We start from the raw sequence: 16,531 nt of genomic DNA, 5'->3' as shown, positions 1-16,531 counted from the left end.
GCCCCTCTTGTGCGGCGCGGAAGGGGCACTCACATTGGTGGCGACCGCGACGACATCCGTTCCGACCGTTTTTCAGAGGTATTGATCGATGGGCAGTTTCAGCATCTGGCACTGGTTGATCGTTCTGGTCATCGTGCTTCTCCTGTTCGGCGCCGGCAAGCTGCCCAACGTGATGGGCGACATCGCCAAGGGCGTGAAGGCCTTCAAGGCCGGGCTGAAGGACGAGGACGAGGCCCAGCCGCCCGCCGCGACCACCACCGCCCAGACGCCGGCCCAGGCTCCTCCGGCCGCGATCAACCCGGCTCCGGCTCCAGCTCCGGCACAGCCGGCTGCGCCTCAGCCGGCGCCGACCGCCACCACCACGACCACCGCCCAGCCGGTCGACCCGACCCGGCCGCATCAGGGTTGAGGTCCCTTCTTTTGTGCCGCCCGACTGCCGGGCGCGACCGCATGGCGGTTTGAAGGGGCGGCAAAATACGATAAAGAGAAGGGGCTTTCCGCAGCCGGTCCGTGTTCCGCGGTCCCGGCGCGCGGAAGGCCCCTTTTTCTGCTTTCAGCCGGCCCGCCATGACGGGCAAGCGCAGGTCGACCGTGACGCTCAAGCCACCGTACCGACAGGCTCCCACCCTGACGACACCGACTTTCAAGGACGAGATGAAGGCCAACGGCAACCCTTCCGACACTCCGCCGCCGGAGAACGAGGACATCGCCAAGCTGCTTCGCGCCTTGAACGAAGATCTGCGGGCCGACCCGCAGGACGACGACGTGGAGTATGAGGAGGAGGAGCCGGCAGCGCGCAGCCGCCTGCCGCTGGGCAAGATCGCGCTGGCCCTGGTCGCTGCCGGCGGCATTGCCGTCGGTGTGGTGTATTTCGGCTCGGGCGATACGGCTCCGGTGACGACCGCCGCCAACAGCGGGGCGCCGATGGTGCCTGCTCCCGCCATCACCCGCGCTCCTGCCAACCAGGCCCCCGCCAACCCGGCACCCGGCACCACGGTGCCCGCGACCGGAAGCCTGCCGACCCCGGCAACCACGCCGCCGGCCGCCGCGACGCAGACTCCTCCGGTGCAGTCCGCGCCGGCACAGACGACCGCCTCCGCCGCCCCGCCGCCGCCGGTCGCCGCTTTGCCCGCCAGCCCGCCGCCGGTCCTGAAGGTGCCGGAGCCGCCGTCCGTCCCTGCCACCGCCCCCGCCGCGGCTCCGAAGCCGCGCGCTACGGCTCCGGCGGAAAGCGCCCCCGCGGTCCAGAAGCCGGAGTCGCCGAAGCCCGAAGCGCCCAAACAGGAAGCACCCAAGCAGGAAGCACCGGCGGACACCGGGTCGTTGCAGGCGATGCTGGCGCCGCCCAAGGAGGCGGCAAAGCGTCCGCCCGCCGCGACGCCGGCGGCCCCCGCCACCCCGCCAGCCGCATCCTCCGGCACAGGCGAGCCCAAGCAGGCCGCCAAGGCCGCCGCTCCGTCCGCTCCCGCTGGACAGGCGCCGGCCGGGCGCTACACGGTGCAGGTCGGCAGCTTCTCGGTGACGGGGAACGCCGATTCGCTGGTCCAGCGGCTTCAGGGCAACGGGTTCCAAGCCTACACGGTGGACTGGACCGACAGTTCGAACCGGTCCTGGCGCGCGGTGCGCGTCGGCGGCTACCCCGATCCGGCCGCCGCCAAGCGGGAGGCCGAGCAGTTGAAATCGAAGATGGGGCTCAACCCCGTCGTCGTGACGACGCGCTGACCCCCGGCCGGGCCGGCGGCGGACGCCGGCCGGTCCTTGCCCCTGCGACACCGTGTCATCCCAACGAAAGCCCGACGGCGACATTTGGTCGCGGTCGGGCTTTTTCTTTCGGACTTCACCCCCGTTCTTTGGTCGGGGGAACCGGGAGTGCCGCTTGATCCCCGCTTCTCTTTGCTCGTACCATGGACATTCCAGGGCACGAATGCATTGCCCCGGCCGCAAATTGGGAAGCCGGCATAAGACCGGCGCACCGGAGGACGCCCAGCCATGAAGCCGACCATCCTGGTTGTCGACGACGAACCCAGCATCGTCCTGTCGCTCCAGGTTCTCATGCAGCGCGCCGGGTTCGACGTGCGCATCGCCCGCGACGGAGACGAAGCACTGCGCTCGGTGGAGAATTTCACCCCCGACTTGATCCTGCTCGACGCGATGATGCCGAAACGCGACGGCTTCGACGTCTGCCAGACGCTGCGGACCAACCCGGCCTGGAAGACCCTGCCGATCATCATGCTGACGGCGCGCAGCCGCGACGTCGAACGGCAGAAGGGGCTGGCGCTGGGCGCCACCGACTACATCACCAAACCCTTTTCCACTCGCGACCTTCTGACCACCGTCCGCCGCCATCTGGGCTTGCCGGCAACCGGCAGCGCGGAGCCGGCGCCATGACCGCTCCGGCGCTCGACGGGCCGCGGCCGGACCGGAAGACCGGCGGTGCGCCGTCGCCGGCCCCGCTGCTCCGCCCCTTGCCGCGCCGCATGATCCCGCTGGCCTTCCGCGCCGCCGGCATCACGCTGGTGGCGCTGGCGGTCGGGCTGGCGGCGGCGGTGCGCGGATCGGATGCGTCTGACCCGCTGCTGACCTATGCCGTGGTGATGACGGCGGCCTGCGCCGCAGCGGTGTGGGGGCTGTGGCTGGCGGTCGACCGCTATTTGCTGCGCGCCGCGGAGACCCTGAGCCGCGAGGCCGGGCTGATCGCCCACGGCAATGCCGAGGGGGCGGTGGGCGGCCGGGTGCCGCTGGCCCGCTATGGCGACCTGCTGCCCATCGCCCGCGCAGTGAACGATCTGTCAGACAAGCTGGCCCAGGTCCGCCGCGACATCGCCCGCACCGTCGCCGACTCCACCGCCAAGGCGGAAGAGCAGAAGACGCAGCTCGCCGCCGTGCTGCGCGATTTGCATGAAGGCGTGCTGGTCTGCAACACCCGGCACCAGATCCTGCTCTACAACCAGACCGCCCTCGACATCCTACACCTGACCGGAGAGCTTGGGCTGGGCCGCTCGCTGCTGCATTTCGTGGTGGCGGAACCGGTGACCCACACGCTGGAGCGGCTGACCCTGCGGGTGCGCGAAGGGCGGCACGTCAATCACGAGCATGGCACCACCGCCCAGTTCGTCGGCGCCACCACGGATGGCCGTATCCTGCTGGAAGGCCGGATGAGCGCCATCCTGCAGGACTCCGTCCCGGCGTCGGACGAACCGCCGACCATCACCGGCTATGTGCTGACCCTGTCCGACGCCACCAGCGAACTGGCGGCACTGGGCCAGCGCGACTCTCTGCTGCGCGAGGCGACGGAAGGGTTCCGCGCACCCATCGCCAATCTGCGCGCAGCGGTGGAGACGCTGTACGACGCGCCCGATCTCGGCCCCGGCGACCGCGCCGCCTTCGAAAGCGCGATGCTGGAATCCTGCGACAGCCTGTCGCAAAGGCTGGAGCGGGTGACCAACGCTTACCGCAATGTCGTCACCGGCAGCTGGCCGATGAGCGACATCCATTCCAACAACCTGATCACCCTCGTCGCCCACCGGGTGGGGGCCGGGTCCGCCACCACGGTGACGCTGACCGGCCTGCCGCAATGGGTGCATGGCGACAGCCACAGCCTCGTCCTGCTGTTCGCCTATCTGATCGGGCGGGTGCAGGCGCTGACCGGCGCCACCGCTTTCGATCTTGAAGCGGCCGGCCCGCAGGACGGCGACCGCTGGGTCTATCTCGACCTCGTCTGGCAGGGGCCGGCGGTGTCCAGCGCCACGCTGGACGGCTGGCTGGACCAGACGCTGCCCGACGGTCTGGGCGGCCTCAGCGCCGGCGACGTCCTGCAACACCACCGCAGCACCGCCTGGAGCGAGCCGCTGCCCACCGGCGGTGCCCCAGATACCGCCCGCGATACCGCCCGCGCCCGGTTGCGCGTGCCGTTGCCGCCGGCTCAGTCGCCGCGCACCACCCAGCCGCGGCCGAAGGCCGGTGCCCGGCCGGAATTCTTCGATTTCGGGCTGCTGCACCAGCCGCTGGCGACCAGCGAGCTTGGCCGTACGCCGCTGGACCGGCTGCATTACGTGGTGTTCGACACCGAGACCACCGGCCTGTCGCCCAGCACCGGTGACGAGATCATCCAGATCGCCGCGGTCCGCGTCGTCGGCGGGCGCATCCTGACCGGCGAGACCTTCAACACGCTGGTCGATCCGAAACGGCCGATCCCGCCGGAATCGGTGCCCTTCCACGGCATCACCGACGGGATGGTGGCAGGCAAGCCGACCATCGACGCCGTGCTGCCGCAATTCCGCAGCTTCGTTTCCGGCGCGGTACTGGTGGCGCACAATGCCGCCTTCGACCTGAAATTCCTGAAGATGAAGGAACGGGCGGCGGGGGTGGCCTTCGACTGTCCGGTTCTCGACACCATGCTGCTGTCGCGCATGCTGCTGGGCAATGACGGCGACCACACGCTGGACGGCATCGCCGAACGGCTGGGCATCGAGGTGGTGGACCGCCACACCGCGCTGGGCGACAGTCTGGTCACCGCCGCGGTGTTCCTGCGGATGATCGAGATGTTGCGCGAGCGCGAGGTGCGGACGCTGGACGACGCCATCCGCGGCGCCAACATCCTGGTCGAACTCGCCGCGCGGGAGCGCGCCTTTTGAGCGCGCCAGACCCGACACCGGGCCATCAGGCGGGCTCCGGCCGGTATCGCGACCGCATGATCGGCCTGTTCCTGTTGGCGGCCGCCCTGTTCAACCCGCCGCTGCTCGGCCTGTTCGGCGTGAAGGGAACGATCCTGGGGGTGCCGGCACTCTATGGCTGGGTCTTCGGCATCTGGGTGGCGGTGATCGCGCTGGCGGCAATCGCCGGCCGGGCGCGCTAGGAGGGCGGCATGGAGGCCGGGCTGGATTGGGCCGCCGTCCTGATCGCCGCGCTGCTCTACCTCTCCGCCCTGTTCGCCATCGCCCATTGGGCCGACCGGCGGGAAGCGGCGGGGCGCAGCGTCATCGCCTCCCCCACCGTCTTCGCCCTGTCGCTGGGCGTTTATTGCACCACATGGACCTTCTACGGGTCGGTCGGGCGGGCGGCGACCCTGGGCATCGGGTTCCTGCCGGTCTATCTCGGCCCCACCCTGCTGATGCTGCTGGCGCCGCTGCTGTTGCGCAAGATCCTGCGCATCGCCAAGGCGCAGCGCATCACCTCCATCGCCGACTTCCTCGCCAGCCGCTACGGCCACAGCCCCTTGCTGGGCGGTCTGGTGGCATTGACCGCCACGCTGGGTGTCACCCCCTACATCGCTTTGCAGCTCAAAGCGGTCGCCGTCAGCTTCGACGCGCTGACCGGTGGCGGGCTGGGCACGTCTACCGGGCCATTCCTCGACCAGGGCTTTCTCATCGCTGCGGTGATGGCGCTGTTCGCCATCGTCTTCGGCGCCCGCCAGATCGACGCGGCGGAGCATCATCCGGGCATGGTCGCCGCCATCGCACTGGAATCGCTGGTGAAGCTGGTCGCCTTCCTGGCGGTCGGCATCTTCGTGGTCTGGGGCCTGCATGGCGGGCTCGACAGCCTGTTCGCCGCGGCCTCCACTCGCCCGGACCTCGCCCGCCTGATGGGCAGCGAGGCGGCGCTTGGCGATCCCGCGTCCGGCGGCGGCCCATGGGGCGCCTGGGTCGCCACCACCATCCTGTCTGCCGCCGCGATGCTGTGCCTGCCGCGCCAGTTCCAGGTGATGGTCATCGAATCGACGGACGAGCGCCATCTCGACCGGGCGATCTGGCTGTTCCCGCTCTATCTCCTGCTGATCAACCTGTTCGTTCTGCCGGTGACGCTGTCGGGGCTGCTGACCTTCGGCGGAGGGAAGGACCCCGACCTGTTCATGGTCGCCCTACCTCTGAACGGCGGTGCGGGATGGCTGGCCATGCTGGCCTTCCTGGGCGGGCTGTCGGCAGCGGCGGGGATGATTGTGGTCGAGACGGTGGCGCTGTCCACCATGCTGTGCAACGACCTGGTGATGCCGATCCTGCTGCGCACCCGGTCGCGTGCGCTGGCGCGCTCGGCCGATCTGGCGCCGCTCCTGCTGGCGGTGCGGCGCATCGCCATCGTGACGATCCTGCTGTTCGGCTACGGCTATTTCCGGCTGGCGGGCTCGGCCTACGCGCTGGTGTCGATCGGACTGATCTCCTTCGCCGCGGTGGCGCAGTTCGCCCCGGCGCTGATCGGCGGCCTTTACTGGCGGGGAGCGACCCGACGCGGCGCCATCGGTGGCGTGGCAGCGGGCGCGCTGGTTTGGGCCTATACCCTGCTGCTGCCCAGCTTCGCCCGTTCGGGCTGGTTGCCGTCCAGCTTCATCACCGAGGGGCCGTGGGGGATCGCGGCCTTGCGGCCCTACGCGCTGTTCGGGCTGGAAGGTTGGGACTCGCTGGCCCATTCGCTGTTCTGGACCGCGCTTGCCAACATCGGCGCCTATGTCGGCCTGTCGCTGTTCGACCGGCAGAGTGCCGCGGAGCGGGTGCAGGCCGCCGCATTCGTCGACGTCTTCCACTCCGCTCCGGACGGCGCGATGCCGACGCCGGCGGCGCAGTCCGACTGGCGCAGTGCGGCCAGCGTCGGCGACCTCACCCGCGTGGTCGCCCGCTTCCTCGGTCCACATCGTGCCGGGCGTGCCTTCAACGGCGCCGATCCGGATGAGCCGGCCGGGCCGGAGCGGCTGCGACTGGCCGAACGGCTGTTGGCCGGCGCCATCGGCGGAGCATCCGCCCGTGTCGCGCTGGCCTCCTCCGTCTCGGCGGGCGCTGTGGAGGCGGCGGAGCTTCTGCGGATGCTGGACGAGACCAACGACGTCATCGCCCACAGCCGCGAACTGGAACGCAAGACGGCGGAGTTGGAACGCGCTACCGACGCGCTGCGCGCCGCCAACTTGCGGCTGACCGAGCTGGACCGGCTGAAGGACGACTTCCTGTCCACCGTCACCCACGAACTGCGCACGCCGCTGACCTCGATCCGGGCGCTGAGCGAAATCCTGCACGACGACCCCGAGCTGGACTCCGAGCAGCGGCAGGAGTTCCTTGCCGTCATCATCAAGGAGAGCGAGCGGCTGACCCGCCTGATCAACCAAGTGCTGGACATGGCGAAGATCGAGGCCGGCGCGCTGGACTGGCGGATCGAAACCATCGACGCCGGACAGGCCCTGACGGAGGCGGTCGCCGCGACGGAGGCGCTGTTCCGCGAGCGCGGCATCGCCCTGTCGGTCGATATGCCGGAGCGGCTGCCGCCAGTGCGCGGCGATGTGGACCGGGTGATCCAGGTCGCCGTCAACCTGCTGTCGAACGCCGCCAAATTCACCCCGCCCGGCGGCCGGACCCGGCTGACCGCCCGGCTGGAAGACGGTGTCCTGCGGGTGGCGGTGATCGACAGCGGCCCCGGCGTGCCGGTGAAGGACCGTGACCTGGTGTTCGACCGCTTCCGCCAATCCGGCAACACGTTGACCGGCAAGCCCGCCGGCACCGGGCTGGGACTGGCCATCGCCAAACGGATCGTCGAGCATCTGGGCGGCCGGATCGGGGTGGCGGATGCGCCGGCCGGACCGGCCGCCGAGTCGGGCACCGGGACGTCGTTCTGGTTCACCCTGCCGCTGGCGGTTTCCCCGTCCGGCCAGGGCGCCGGAGAGCCGCCGGTCGTGGATCGAAAGATTGATTAGACTCTAATCGTTTACAATCGTCTGGCCGTGCTGCAATCCCGTGCTATCCTTTCCGGCATGTACGTTCCATATGGATCAGGGGATTTCCGCTTGCGATCCGGCCCTGCCATGCGCCCATGGCGGCATACAACCGATGGAGTGCCATACGCCACGGCCCTTCCCGTTCGGGCGATGCGCGCTTATGGTGAGGCCCACGGATCAGCGTATGACGCGGCTCCGACGGAACGGCCCGCCTGTCCGGCGGGTTGGCGGTAGGAAGGCGGGATGGGCAAGATACTGGTTGTCGACGACGAGCGGGACGTCCAAACGCTGATCTTGCAGCGCTTCCGCCGCGCCGTCCGTACCGGCGAACTGGAATTCCTGTTCGCCCATGACGGGCAGGAGGCGCTGGCGACTCTGCGCGCCCGGCCCGACATCGACATGGTGCTGAGCGACATCAACATGCCCGGCATGGACGGGCTGACCCTGCTGGATCATCTGCCGCAGGTGAATTCCGACATCCGCGCCGTCATGGTGTCGGCCTATGGCGATCTGGGCAATGTGCGCGCGGCGATGAACCGCGGCGCCTTCGACTTCATCATCAAGCCCATCGACTTTGCCGACCTGGAAGCCACCATCCACAAGACGCTGGAGGCCTGTCAGGCCGTGCGCCGCCTGCGCGACGCGCTTCAGGAAACCCGCACGGCGGAAGCGGCGTCGCGCGCCCAGGCCGCCCGCATGCGCCGGGTCCTGGATGGCAGCCCGATCGGTGTGGCCATCATCACCGAAGCCGGCGATCTGGTCTATTGCAACCAGCGCTGCACCGACCTGTTCGGCGTCCCCGCCGATACGCTCCAGCACCATTGCGCCCCCACCCTCTTCCGCCATGTCCAGGAACGGCTGCCGAACCGGGCATCCGGAATCGACGCCTTATCGGTGTCGGACGAGATCCATTATGTGCGCGAGGACGGACGCACGGTGTGGATGGCGATGTCCGTCGACCGCACCAGCTACGAGAACCAGCCGGTCTTCATCGTCTGGCTCTACGACATCACCGAGCGCAAGGTTCAGGCCGAAGCGCTGCGCCGGGCCAAGGATTCGGCCGAAGAGGCGCTGGCCGACCTGGAGCGCATGCAGTCCGACCTGATCCGGGCGGAGAAGATGGCGGTGATCGCCCAGCTGATCGCCGCGGTCGCGCACGAGATCAACACCCCCGTTGGCATCGCCCTGACCGCCGCCACCCACCTGCAGACGGCGTCGGAGGGGATCATTATGACCTTCAACGGCGGCCAGCTGCGCAAGAGTGACTTCCAGGATTATGTCGGCACCGCCAGCGAGGTCTCCACCCTGCTGGTCGCCAACATCGAACGCGCCGCCGCCCTGATCCAGAGCCTGAAGCTGGTGACGGAGGGCAAGGCCAGTTCGCCGCGCAGCCGTGTCGGCCTGCGCGACTACCTGTCGGACATCGTGCTGGCGGTGCAGGTGCAGCCGGCCGCCGCCGGGCATGAGCTGGTGCTGGAATGCCCGGACGGGCTGGCGCTCGACACCTATCCCGGTGCGCTGACCGAGGTGCTGCTGGCCCTGCTGACCAATGCCTTCGCCCATGCCTTCGGGGCGGCACCCGCCCCCGTCGGCTTCGGTGTAAGCGAGAGCGATCAGCCGGAGGACAGCATCCGCCGTCCGGGACAGGTCACGGTTTCGGTCCGGATGATGGGTGACGATCGGGTTGAACTGCGCGTCTCCGACAATGGCCGGGGCATCCCCGCCGACATCCAGCCGCGGCTGTTCCAGCCCTTCACCACCACCCGCCGCGGCGCCGGCAGCATGGGGCTGGGGCTGTATGCCGTGTTCAATCTCGTGACCGGCAAGCTTGGCGGCGAGATCGACATCGACAGCGAGGTCGGCCGCGGGACCTGCGTGATCCTGCGGCTGCCACTGGACGCCCCCTGACCCTTTCGGATCAGTGACCGAGCCCTGCGGACGACATCTTCGGGACCCACTCATGGACGACAAAGCCGATCTGCTGCGAGCCCTGCCCCCGCTGTCGTCCTACTCCCCGGAGGAGTCGGTCGTGGCCTCGCTGGACCGGGCGCAGAACTACCACGACCAGCTCGTCGCGGCGATGCCGGGCCTGATCGTCCACCGCGACGGCGTGATCCTCCATTGCAGCGGCACGCTTGCCCGCCTGCTGGGCTACGAGTCGGTCGGCGAGGTGATGGCCCTGCCCGACATCATGGCGCTGATTCCGGAAGACGCCCGGATGGCGGAGCGCAACGCCTATGCCCGCTGCCAGCAGGGCCCGATCCAGCCGCTGGCCCGCCGCATCAAGCGCCATCGGGCCGACACCAGCACCCAGTGGTTCGACCAGCTGCTCGAACCGGTTGACTGGGGCGGCGCGCCCGCGGTGATGGAGATGCTGACCCAGATGCGCCCCCAGGCGGCCAATGCCGAGATCCCGCATCAGGGGCAACTGTTGCAGGCGGCCATCGACGCCATGCCCAACGGCGTGCTGATGCTGGATCGCGGTCTGCGGCTGGAGGGCGCTAACAGCGAGTATTTCCGTCTGTGGGACTATCCCCCCGGCATGTTTCCCCCCGGCACCCCGGTGGCCGAGACCCTCTATTACAACCACCGACGCGGCGATTACGGCGACGTCCCCTGCGAGGAGACCGTGGCGGAGCTGTGCACCCGCTTCCTGGTCAAGGGCGTCATCAATTCCGAACGCCAGGTTCCCTCGAACGGCCGCATCCTGGACATCCGCACGGCTCCCCGGGCGGACGGCGGCTATGTCATCACCCACCACGACATCACCGACCGCAAGCGCATCGAGGATGAGCTTCGCCAAGCCAAGGAGCGCGCCGAGGCGATCTTGAAGGAACTGCGCGAGACCCAGCAGCAGCTGATCGTCCAGGAGAAGATGGCCTCGCTCGGCCAACTGACCGCCGGCATCGCCCACGAGTTGAAGAACCCGCTGAACTTCGTCAACAATTTCGCCGAACTTTCGGGCGAACTGCTGGACGAGCTGCTGGAATTGCTGGAGCCGCTGAACGACCATCTGGAGGGAGCGACCCGCACGGACGTGGACGATCTGGTCGACAGCCTGCAAAGCAACCTGCGCAAGATCGCCGACCATGGCCGGCGGGCCGACAACATCGTCAAGAGCATGCTGGCCCATTCGCGCGGCGGCGGCGGCGAATGGCAAAGCACCGATCTGAACGCTCTGGTGGAGGAGGCGCTGGCTTTGTCCTACCACGCCGTGCGCGCCCAGGACCGCAGCTTCAACGCGACTCTGGACCGCCGATTCGACGCGGCGGTCGGCGAAGTGAAGCTGGTTCCACAGGACATCTCGCGTGTGCTGGTCAATTTGTTCACAAACAGCTTTTACGCCGTCCGCAAAAAACAGCTGACCTGCGGCGATCCTGCTTACGTACCGGCACTGACAGTCACAACCGAAACGAGAGGACCGGACATTTCCATAAGAATTTGCGACAATGGCATCGGCATGACTACCGCAGTGATCGAAAAGCTTTTCACTCCGTTTTTCACCACGAAGCCTACCGGTGAAGGAACCGGCTTAGGACTTTCACTCAGCTATGACATCGTGGTACATCAACACAGGGGCCGTTTCGACGTATCCAGCATCGAAAACGAGCATGCCGAGTTTACGATCACGCTGCCACGAACCGTGACGGCCATGTCGCTAGGGGAGCGCCGAAAGACATGACCCTGGGAATCCTCGTCGTCGATGACGAACCGGATATCGAGGATCTGTTTCGCCAGCGCTTTCGCGCAGAATTGCGCCGTGGTGAACTGGCGCTTCATTTCGCCACGTCTGGCGAAGAGGCCCTCAAAAGCTTGAACACCGGCCTGCAACCGGAAGCTGTTCTTGTCCTCAGCGATATTAATATGCCGGGGATGAGCGGACTGGACTTCCTGCGGTGTCTTCGTGCAGAAGCGCCGCATGTGCCGGTGATCATGGTCACCGCCTACGGCGACACCGAAAACCGCCGCCGCGCCCTGGACATCGGTGCGACCGAACTGGTGACCAAGCCCGTCGATTTCGTTGCCCTGAAGAAGCTGGTCCAGAGCGTCATCGTCCAGAAGACGGCGGCTTAACACCAGCCCGCTCCCGGTCGCCTCCAGGGCCGACCCGAGGGCCGACCAAGGACCGGTCCGATTGGGGGACAGGGAATACGCCGCCGCTCTCCGTCACCCCGAGCACACTGTCGCGATGTCGCTCAATTCCGGATGCGCCCCGGCTGAACAGGACGGGCAATCGGGATCGACCGAAACCGCAATCTCGTTGAACTCACCGCGCAGACCGTCATAGAGCAACAGGCGGCCGGCCAGCGGATCGCCGAGGCCGAGCAGCAGCTTGATCGTCTCGGCCGCCATGATGGTGCCGATCACGCCGGGCAGCACGCCCAGCACACCGGCTTCGGCACAGGACGGCGCATATTCGGCCGGCGGCGGCTCCGGGAACAGGCAGCGGTAACAGGGGCGCACGCCCGGTGCCGCTCCGCCGAACACCGACACCTGCCCTTCGAAGCGGAAGATGGCGCCATAGACGTTCGGCACGCCCAGCCGCAGGCAGGCATCGTTGACCAGATAGCGCGTCGGCAGATTGTCGGACCCGTCGACCACCACATCGTGCCCGGCCAGCAGATCCAGCACGTTGGCCGCCTCCAGCCGCGTATCGTGCGACACCACCTCGATGGTCGGGTTGAGGTCGAGCAAGGCGGTGCGGCCGCTCTCCACCTTGCGCTGGCCCAGCCGGCTTTCGGCATGCAGGATCTGGCGCTGAAGATTGCTGCGCTCGACCCGGTCGTCGTCGATCAGGGTCAGGCGCCCGACCCCGGCAGCGGCAAGGTACAGCGCGATGGGCGAGCCCAGCCCGCCGGCGCCGATCAGGGCGACACGGCTGCGCAGCAGCCTGTGCTGTCCGGCCTCCCCCACCTCCGGCATGGTCAGGTGGCGGCGGTAGCGCTCGCGCTGTGCGGCATCGAGTTGCGGCGGCACCTCCACCGGCAGGCCGCCGGCCTTCCAGGCGGAAAAGCCGCCGGCGACCGACCGCACGTCCCGATAGCCCAGCCGCAGCAAATCCTCCGCCGCGAACAGCGACCGGGTGCCGCCGGCACACATCAGCAGCAGGGGACGCGCCGGGTCGGGCGCCTTCTCCTCGATCCGCAACTCCAGGAAGCCACGTGGCAGGCGCAACGCACCGGCCGGGCTGCCGGTCGCCGTTTCTTCATCCTCGCGGACATCGACCAGCAGGGCACCGTCCCGTTGCAGGGCCAGCGCGTCGGTAGCGGCGACTTCTGCGATGCGGGCGCGCAGTTCGGCGAGGCGCCGGTCCTTCAGGCTCATGACGCGAAGCTCCTCAACCGCCGGCCAGGGCGACCATCAGGGTCAGGGTGGCACCGGCCGGCAAGGCCGCTTCCAGCCCGCCCAGCCGACGGACATCGTCGCGGCCGAGATAGACATTCACGAAACGGCGCAGGTCGCCCTCGGCGGTGAACAGCCGGTCGTGGAAGGCATCCTGCCCGGCGGTCAAAGCCGCCAGCGCCTCCCGCACCGTGGCGCCCGGCACCGTCACCTGATCGCGCCCGCCGACGAAGCCGCGCAACGGGGTCGGCACGCGGATGGTCACCTCAGCGTTCGTCACGTCTGCATCTCCTCTTCCGGCATCGCCTCTCCAGCGGGCTCCTGCGGCGCCACCTGAGCCAACGCCGCTTCCGCCTCCACCGCCAGCTGGCGGAACAGGTCGCGCACCTGCTTGGCCCGCATCAGGTCGATGCGCAGGTCCAGCAGGTCCTTGAAGCCATATTCATACGACCAGACGTCGGCCGGCGCATCAACCCGGCAGGCGGTGCTGGCGACATGCTCGGCCAGCAGTTGCTCCACCGTTTCCTTGGGCTGGCGGCTGGCGTCGCCGAAATGGAGCTCCATCACCCGCTCGACCAACGCCGCTTCTTCGGCGGTGGATTCGTAGAGTCCGCGCAGGCGCAGCTCGTTCAGCACCGGCTTCGTCGTCCGCGCCAGGAAACGGCGCGGGACCAGCCAGAGCCGCATCGCCCGTTCGATGGCCAGCTCGGTCATCAGCTCGCTGAACTCGTCATCGGTCAGGTCGTTGCGGCGGCACCAGTCGGCCAGCGCCTCCGCCCCCACAAGTCCGCGCATGGCGCAGAAACGCCGGGCTTCCGTCCGCACCGCCGCCTCGTCCACCGTGACGCCCATCACCTCCGCGAACTGACGGATCAGCAGGCGGCCGAGTGCGGCGTTGTTGATTTCCGCGAAGTCCGCCCGGTGCAGGGCGGCGTGGGAGGCGATCTCCGACAGCGGGACGGTGTTGCCGCCATGGCAGACGCGGCGGTCGCGCTCGTACAGGACGTCAAAGTAATGGGACGCGTTGAAGTCGAACGGCGCCGGCCGCGGCGGCATGATGAGGCTGCCGAGATGGCTGAGCAGAACCTCCGCATCGCGGCGCTTCTGGTCGATCCCGCCGCTTTCCAGGAAGCGCTCCAGCCTGTCCGTTTCCTCCCCGCTCAGCCCGGCTTCGGCGAAGATGCGGTCGCGGGTGCGTTCGGTGAAGTACAGCCCCTTGGCGGTGGCGATCACCCGGTCATGCAGGGTCCGGTCCGCCACCCCGGCGGCCAGCGCCGCCGCCATGCTGGCGCGCAGGTTCACCAGCGGCTCCGACAGCGGGAACCAGCCGTCTTCCGGACCGGCATGGGCCAGCGCCACCTCGTCATCGCCGGTCAGCCGGCCATCGACATAGCCGCGTGCGACTTCGCCGACCGGCACCATGCCGAAGGGATGACATTCGGCCGCCCGCAAGGCGCCCATGCTGGACGCGCCATAGACCGCCACACCCTTGTGCAGGGCATAGAGGATCTCCTTGTGCCAGACCGACAGCGACTGGCCGAACACCCCGTCGATCAGGGCGATCACGTCAGGCCGGTGGATGGTCATGGCGCTGATGATGTCGGCCTGCGCCGCCGGCGGCAGGAACACCGCATCCGGCAGGATCGCACGGGCATCCTCCACCGGCATGGTGGGGCCCAGGAACACACAGATCTTCATGCGACCGATCCCATTTGCGCCTGAGACGCATGTGCCTTCAGAGCGTCCGCGAAAGCCAGCGGCCGGGCACCCGGAGTGTAGAAGTCGAACTGGTAGCCTTCCAGCCCCGGCACCAGAACCCGCACCACCGGAATCCCGATCTCCGGCAGGGTAAGGTCGAAGACGAGCGCCTGCTCGATCCCGGCGCGGTGCAGCACGGTCAGCAGGATGGTGATGTCGCCTTCGAAAGTCGGGGTGGCGTGGCTCCGGTGGCGGCGCCCGTCGGTGTTGATCGGCGTCGCCTCCAGCGCCGCGATCTCGGCGCTGCCATCGGCATTCTGGTTGCGGACCAGATCGCGGCGGAAGAAGTCGTCGCGCGAACCGGCGATCAGGACCAGCCGGGACTGCACCGCCTCGGTCAGGGCGCGGCACATGGCGACCGCTGGCTCCAGATGGCTGCCGTAGCCGCGGTTCATGCCGGTCTTGCGCATCTCGCGGTCATAGACGATTGCCATGTAGCTCGGCACGCCCAGGTCCGTCGTGACGTCGAACAGCAGTGGACGGATGCCGGCCTGCTCGAACCGATGCAGCAGGTCGCGCACGGTCGGCGCGTCGATGCTGTCCAGATTGACCCGCGGCGTCGGCCAGTTGAGCCGGTCGCCGGCATAGCGCCAGCAGGCCACGGAGTCGCGCTCGATCACCTCGTAGAGACCGGCGGCGACCGCCTCCAGGATATGATTGCCGCTGGCCAGCCCGTTGGTGCCCATGGCGTAGAAGCTGCGCGCGCCCGGCTTGGTTCCCGGCGGCATGCTGTGCAGCCCGACCGAGGTCCAGGGAGCGGCGACCGGCCGCCCGCTCATCAGGTCCCAGCCCCAGGTCCAGATCTCCGGCCGGTCGGCACGGAAGGAACCGTGCTTGGTTCCCGGCAAGCGGTCCAGCGGTATGCGTCCGTCGGCCGGCAGGTCGTTCCACGCCGCCTCGACATGCGGCAGGCGCAGATGCTCGGCATGGTGGAACTCGATCGCTTCCATCGCGGCGGAAACCGTCGCGGCGGCGAGGCTGAAACCCTTGCCGGCGCTGCCCGACAGGGTCGGGCTGTTCGGCCGGTGCCCGATGACGGTGTGGATGCCCAGACGGTCCAGCCCGGTCACGTCGGCCAGCCGCGTGATGCCGCAGCGGGCGAAATGGGGCGAGATGCGGGCCAGCGTCTCTTCCGGCGTCGCCGTACGGTGGGTGCCGATGAAGAAGCGCTTGGCGGCGCGGTGGACGGTGTCGCCCAGGCGGATGCCGGGGAACTCCGGATAGACGGTGTCGGGCGATGCGCTGTCAGCCATGGGATGGATCAGGACTCGCTGTTCCGGCCGGTTCGGAGGGAGATGGATTGTCGCCCCGCAGGACGCGGGACGCGTAAGGACAAAGAGGGGCCGGCCGTCTCCCGTGAGGATAGGCCAGCCCCGATGCGATTACGCCTCGGTCTTGGGATCGTCGCCAGCCGCTGCCCGGCCCTGCGATGCGGAGGCCGACGCCCCAGGAGTGGCCGCAGCGGAGGTTGCCGAAGCCGACTGCGCCGCAGCGGAGGTTGCCGATGCGGAATGAGCGGAAGCCGGAGCGGCGACTGCCGAGAAGGCCGGAGCCGGAACAGCCGACGCAGACTGCGCGGCAGCCGAGAAGGCCGACGCCGGAGCGGCAACCGCCGAGAAGGCCGGAGCCGGAACAGCCGACGCAGACTGCGCGGCAGCCGAGAACGCCGACGCCGGAGCGGCAACCGCCGAGAAGGCCGGGGCCGGAACAGCCGACGCAGACTGTGCGGCAGCCGAGAAG

Annotated in this window: 14 protein-coding genes; 9 read left to right on the top strand and 5 right to left on the bottom strand. The window is 68.6% G+C overall.

What is annotated here, in order from left to right:
• The first annotated feature begins 88 nt into the window (after nucleotides 1-88).
• The 9 genes from GBZ48_RS32635 to GBZ48_RS32595 all read left to right on the top strand — a co-directional run bounded on the left by GBZ48_RS32635 (nucleotide 89) and on the right by GBZ48_RS32595 (nucleotide 11,764).
• Nucleotides 89-409: a twin-arginine translocase TatA/TatE family subunit gene (locus GBZ48_RS32635; RefSeq protein ID WP_174474825.1), complete on the top strand. Its 321-nt coding sequence runs from the start codon at nucleotides 89-91 to the stop codon at nucleotides 407-409.
• 182 nt (nucleotides 410-591) lie between these two features.
• Complete coding sequence (locus GBZ48_RS32630; RefSeq protein ID WP_343049763.1) at nucleotides 592-1,722, top strand: SPOR domain-containing protein; 1,131 nt, start codon at nucleotides 592-594, stop codon at nucleotides 1,720-1,722.
• A 267-nt stretch (nucleotides 1,723-1,989) separates the two neighbouring features.
• On the top strand, nucleotides 1,990-2,388 hold the full coding sequence (locus GBZ48_RS32625; RefSeq protein WP_174474823.1) for a response regulator transcription factor: 399 nt from the start codon (nucleotides 1,990-1,992) through the stop codon (nucleotides 2,386-2,388).
• Nucleotides 2,385-4,634, top strand: coding sequence for a 3'-5' exonuclease (locus GBZ48_RS32620; RefSeq protein WP_246307613.1), 2,250 nt, complete (start codon nucleotides 2,385-2,387; stop codon nucleotides 4,632-4,634). Before GBZ48_RS32625 ends, GBZ48_RS32620 begins: the two co-directional genes overlap by 4 nt.
• Entirely contained in the window at nucleotides 4,631-4,855 is a 225-nt protein-coding gene (locus GBZ48_RS32615; RefSeq protein ID WP_174474815.1) for a hypothetical protein, read from the top strand. Before GBZ48_RS32620 ends, GBZ48_RS32615 begins: the two co-directional genes overlap by 4 nt.
• 9 nt (nucleotides 4,856-4,864) lie before the next feature.
• A complete protein-coding gene (locus GBZ48_RS32610) occupies nucleotides 4,865-7,669 on the top strand; it encodes a sensor histidine kinase (protein ID WP_174474822.1) in 2,805 nt (934 codons plus the stop codon).
• A 264-nt stretch (nucleotides 7,670-7,933) separates the two neighbouring features.
• A complete protein-coding gene (locus GBZ48_RS32605) occupies nucleotides 7,934-9,598 on the top strand; it encodes an ATP-binding protein (protein ID WP_174474821.1) in 1,665 nt (554 codons plus the stop codon).
• Nucleotides 9,599-9,650: 52 nt separating this feature from the next.
• The gene (locus GBZ48_RS32600; protein ID WP_174474820.1) at nucleotides 9,651-11,372 is read left to right on the top strand and encodes a PAS domain-containing sensor histidine kinase; all 1,722 of its coding nucleotides are present in this window, start codon (nucleotides 9,651-9,653) and stop codon (nucleotides 11,370-11,372) included.
• Nucleotides 11,369-11,764, top strand: coding sequence for a response regulator (locus GBZ48_RS32595; protein ID WP_174474819.1), 396 nt, complete (start codon nucleotides 11,369-11,371; stop codon nucleotides 11,762-11,764). The genes GBZ48_RS32600 and GBZ48_RS32595 overlap by 4 nt, the downstream gene beginning before the upstream one ends.
• Before the next feature lie 93 nt (nucleotides 11,765-11,857).
• Here GBZ48_RS32595 and moeB read toward each other — a convergent pair whose 3' ends face one another.
• The 5 genes from moeB to GBZ48_RS36025 all read right to left on the bottom strand — a co-directional run.
• Complete coding sequence (gene moeB / locus GBZ48_RS32590; RefSeq protein WP_174474818.1) at nucleotides 11,858-13,015, bottom strand: molybdopterin-synthase adenylyltransferase MoeB; 1,158 nt, start codon at nucleotides 13,013-13,015, stop codon at nucleotides 11,858-11,860.
• Between the two features lie 13 nt (nucleotides 13,016-13,028).
• Nucleotides 13,029-13,313 (bottom strand): MoaD/ThiS family protein, encoded by a 285-nt coding sequence (locus GBZ48_RS32585; protein ID WP_343049762.1) that lies wholly within the window; start codon nucleotides 13,311-13,313, stop codon nucleotides 13,029-13,031.
• Complete coding sequence (locus GBZ48_RS32580) at nucleotides 13,310-14,731, bottom strand: TfuA-like protein (RefSeq protein WP_174474817.1); 1,422 nt, start codon at nucleotides 14,729-14,731, stop codon at nucleotides 13,310-13,312. The genes GBZ48_RS32585 and GBZ48_RS32580 overlap by 4 nt, the downstream gene beginning before the upstream one ends.
• Nucleotides 14,728-16,044 (bottom strand): YcaO-like family protein, encoded by a 1,317-nt coding sequence (locus GBZ48_RS32575; protein ID WP_174474816.1) that lies wholly within the window; start codon nucleotides 16,042-16,044, stop codon nucleotides 14,728-14,730. Before GBZ48_RS32575 ends, GBZ48_RS32580 begins: the two co-directional genes overlap by 4 nt.
• A 129-nt stretch (nucleotides 16,045-16,173) precedes the next feature.
• A partial coding sequence (locus GBZ48_RS36025) for a hypothetical protein (RefSeq protein ID WP_211105972.1) occupies nucleotides 16,174-16,531 on the bottom strand: 358 nt, incomplete at its 5' end.

It is taken from the genome of Azospirillum melinis (assembly GCF_013340935.1).
Classification (GTDB): domain Bacteria; phylum Pseudomonadota; class Alphaproteobacteria; order Azospirillales; family Azospirillaceae; genus Azospirillum; species Azospirillum melinis.
This window is presented reverse-complemented; position numbering and strand designations above follow the sequence as displayed.

Excerpts from the sequence above, each read along its gene's own strand:
- GBZ48_RS32635 (WP_174474825.1), top strand. The coding sequence starts at position 89 with ATGGGCAGTTTCAGCATCTGGCACTGGTTGATCGTTCTGGTCATCGTG.
- GBZ48_RS32625 (WP_174474823.1), top strand. The coding sequence starts at position 1,990 with ATGAAGCCGACCATCCTGGTTGTCGACGACGAACCCAGCATCGTCCTG.
- GBZ48_RS32620 (WP_246307613.1), top strand. The coding sequence starts at position 2,385 with ATGACCGCTCCGGCGCTCGACGGGCCGCGGCCGGACCGGAAGACCGGC.
- GBZ48_RS32610 (WP_174474822.1), top strand. The coding sequence starts at position 4,865 with ATGGAGGCCGGGCTGGATTGGGCCGCCGTCCTGATCGCCGCGCTGCTC.
- GBZ48_RS32605 (WP_174474821.1), top strand. The coding sequence starts at position 7,934 with ATGGGCAAGATACTGGTTGTCGACGACGAGCGGGACGTCCAAACGCTG.
- GBZ48_RS32600 (WP_174474820.1), top strand. The coding sequence starts at position 9,651 with ATGGACGACAAAGCCGATCTGCTGCGAGCCCTGCCCCCGCTGTCGTCC.
- GBZ48_RS32595 (WP_174474819.1), top strand. The coding sequence starts at position 11,369 with ATGACCCTGGGAATCCTCGTCGTCGATGACGAACCGGATATCGAGGAT.
- moeB (WP_174474818.1), bottom strand. The coding sequence starts at position 13,015 with ATGAGCCTGAAGGACCGGCGCCTCGCCGAACTGCGCGCCCGCATCGCA.
- GBZ48_RS32580 (WP_174474817.1), bottom strand. The coding sequence starts at position 14,731 with ATGAAGATCTGTGTGTTCCTGGGCCCCACCATGCCGGTGGAGGATGCC.
- GBZ48_RS32575 (WP_174474816.1), bottom strand. The coding sequence starts at position 16,044 with ATGGCTGACAGCGCATCGCCCGACACCGTCTATCCGGAGTTCCCCGGC.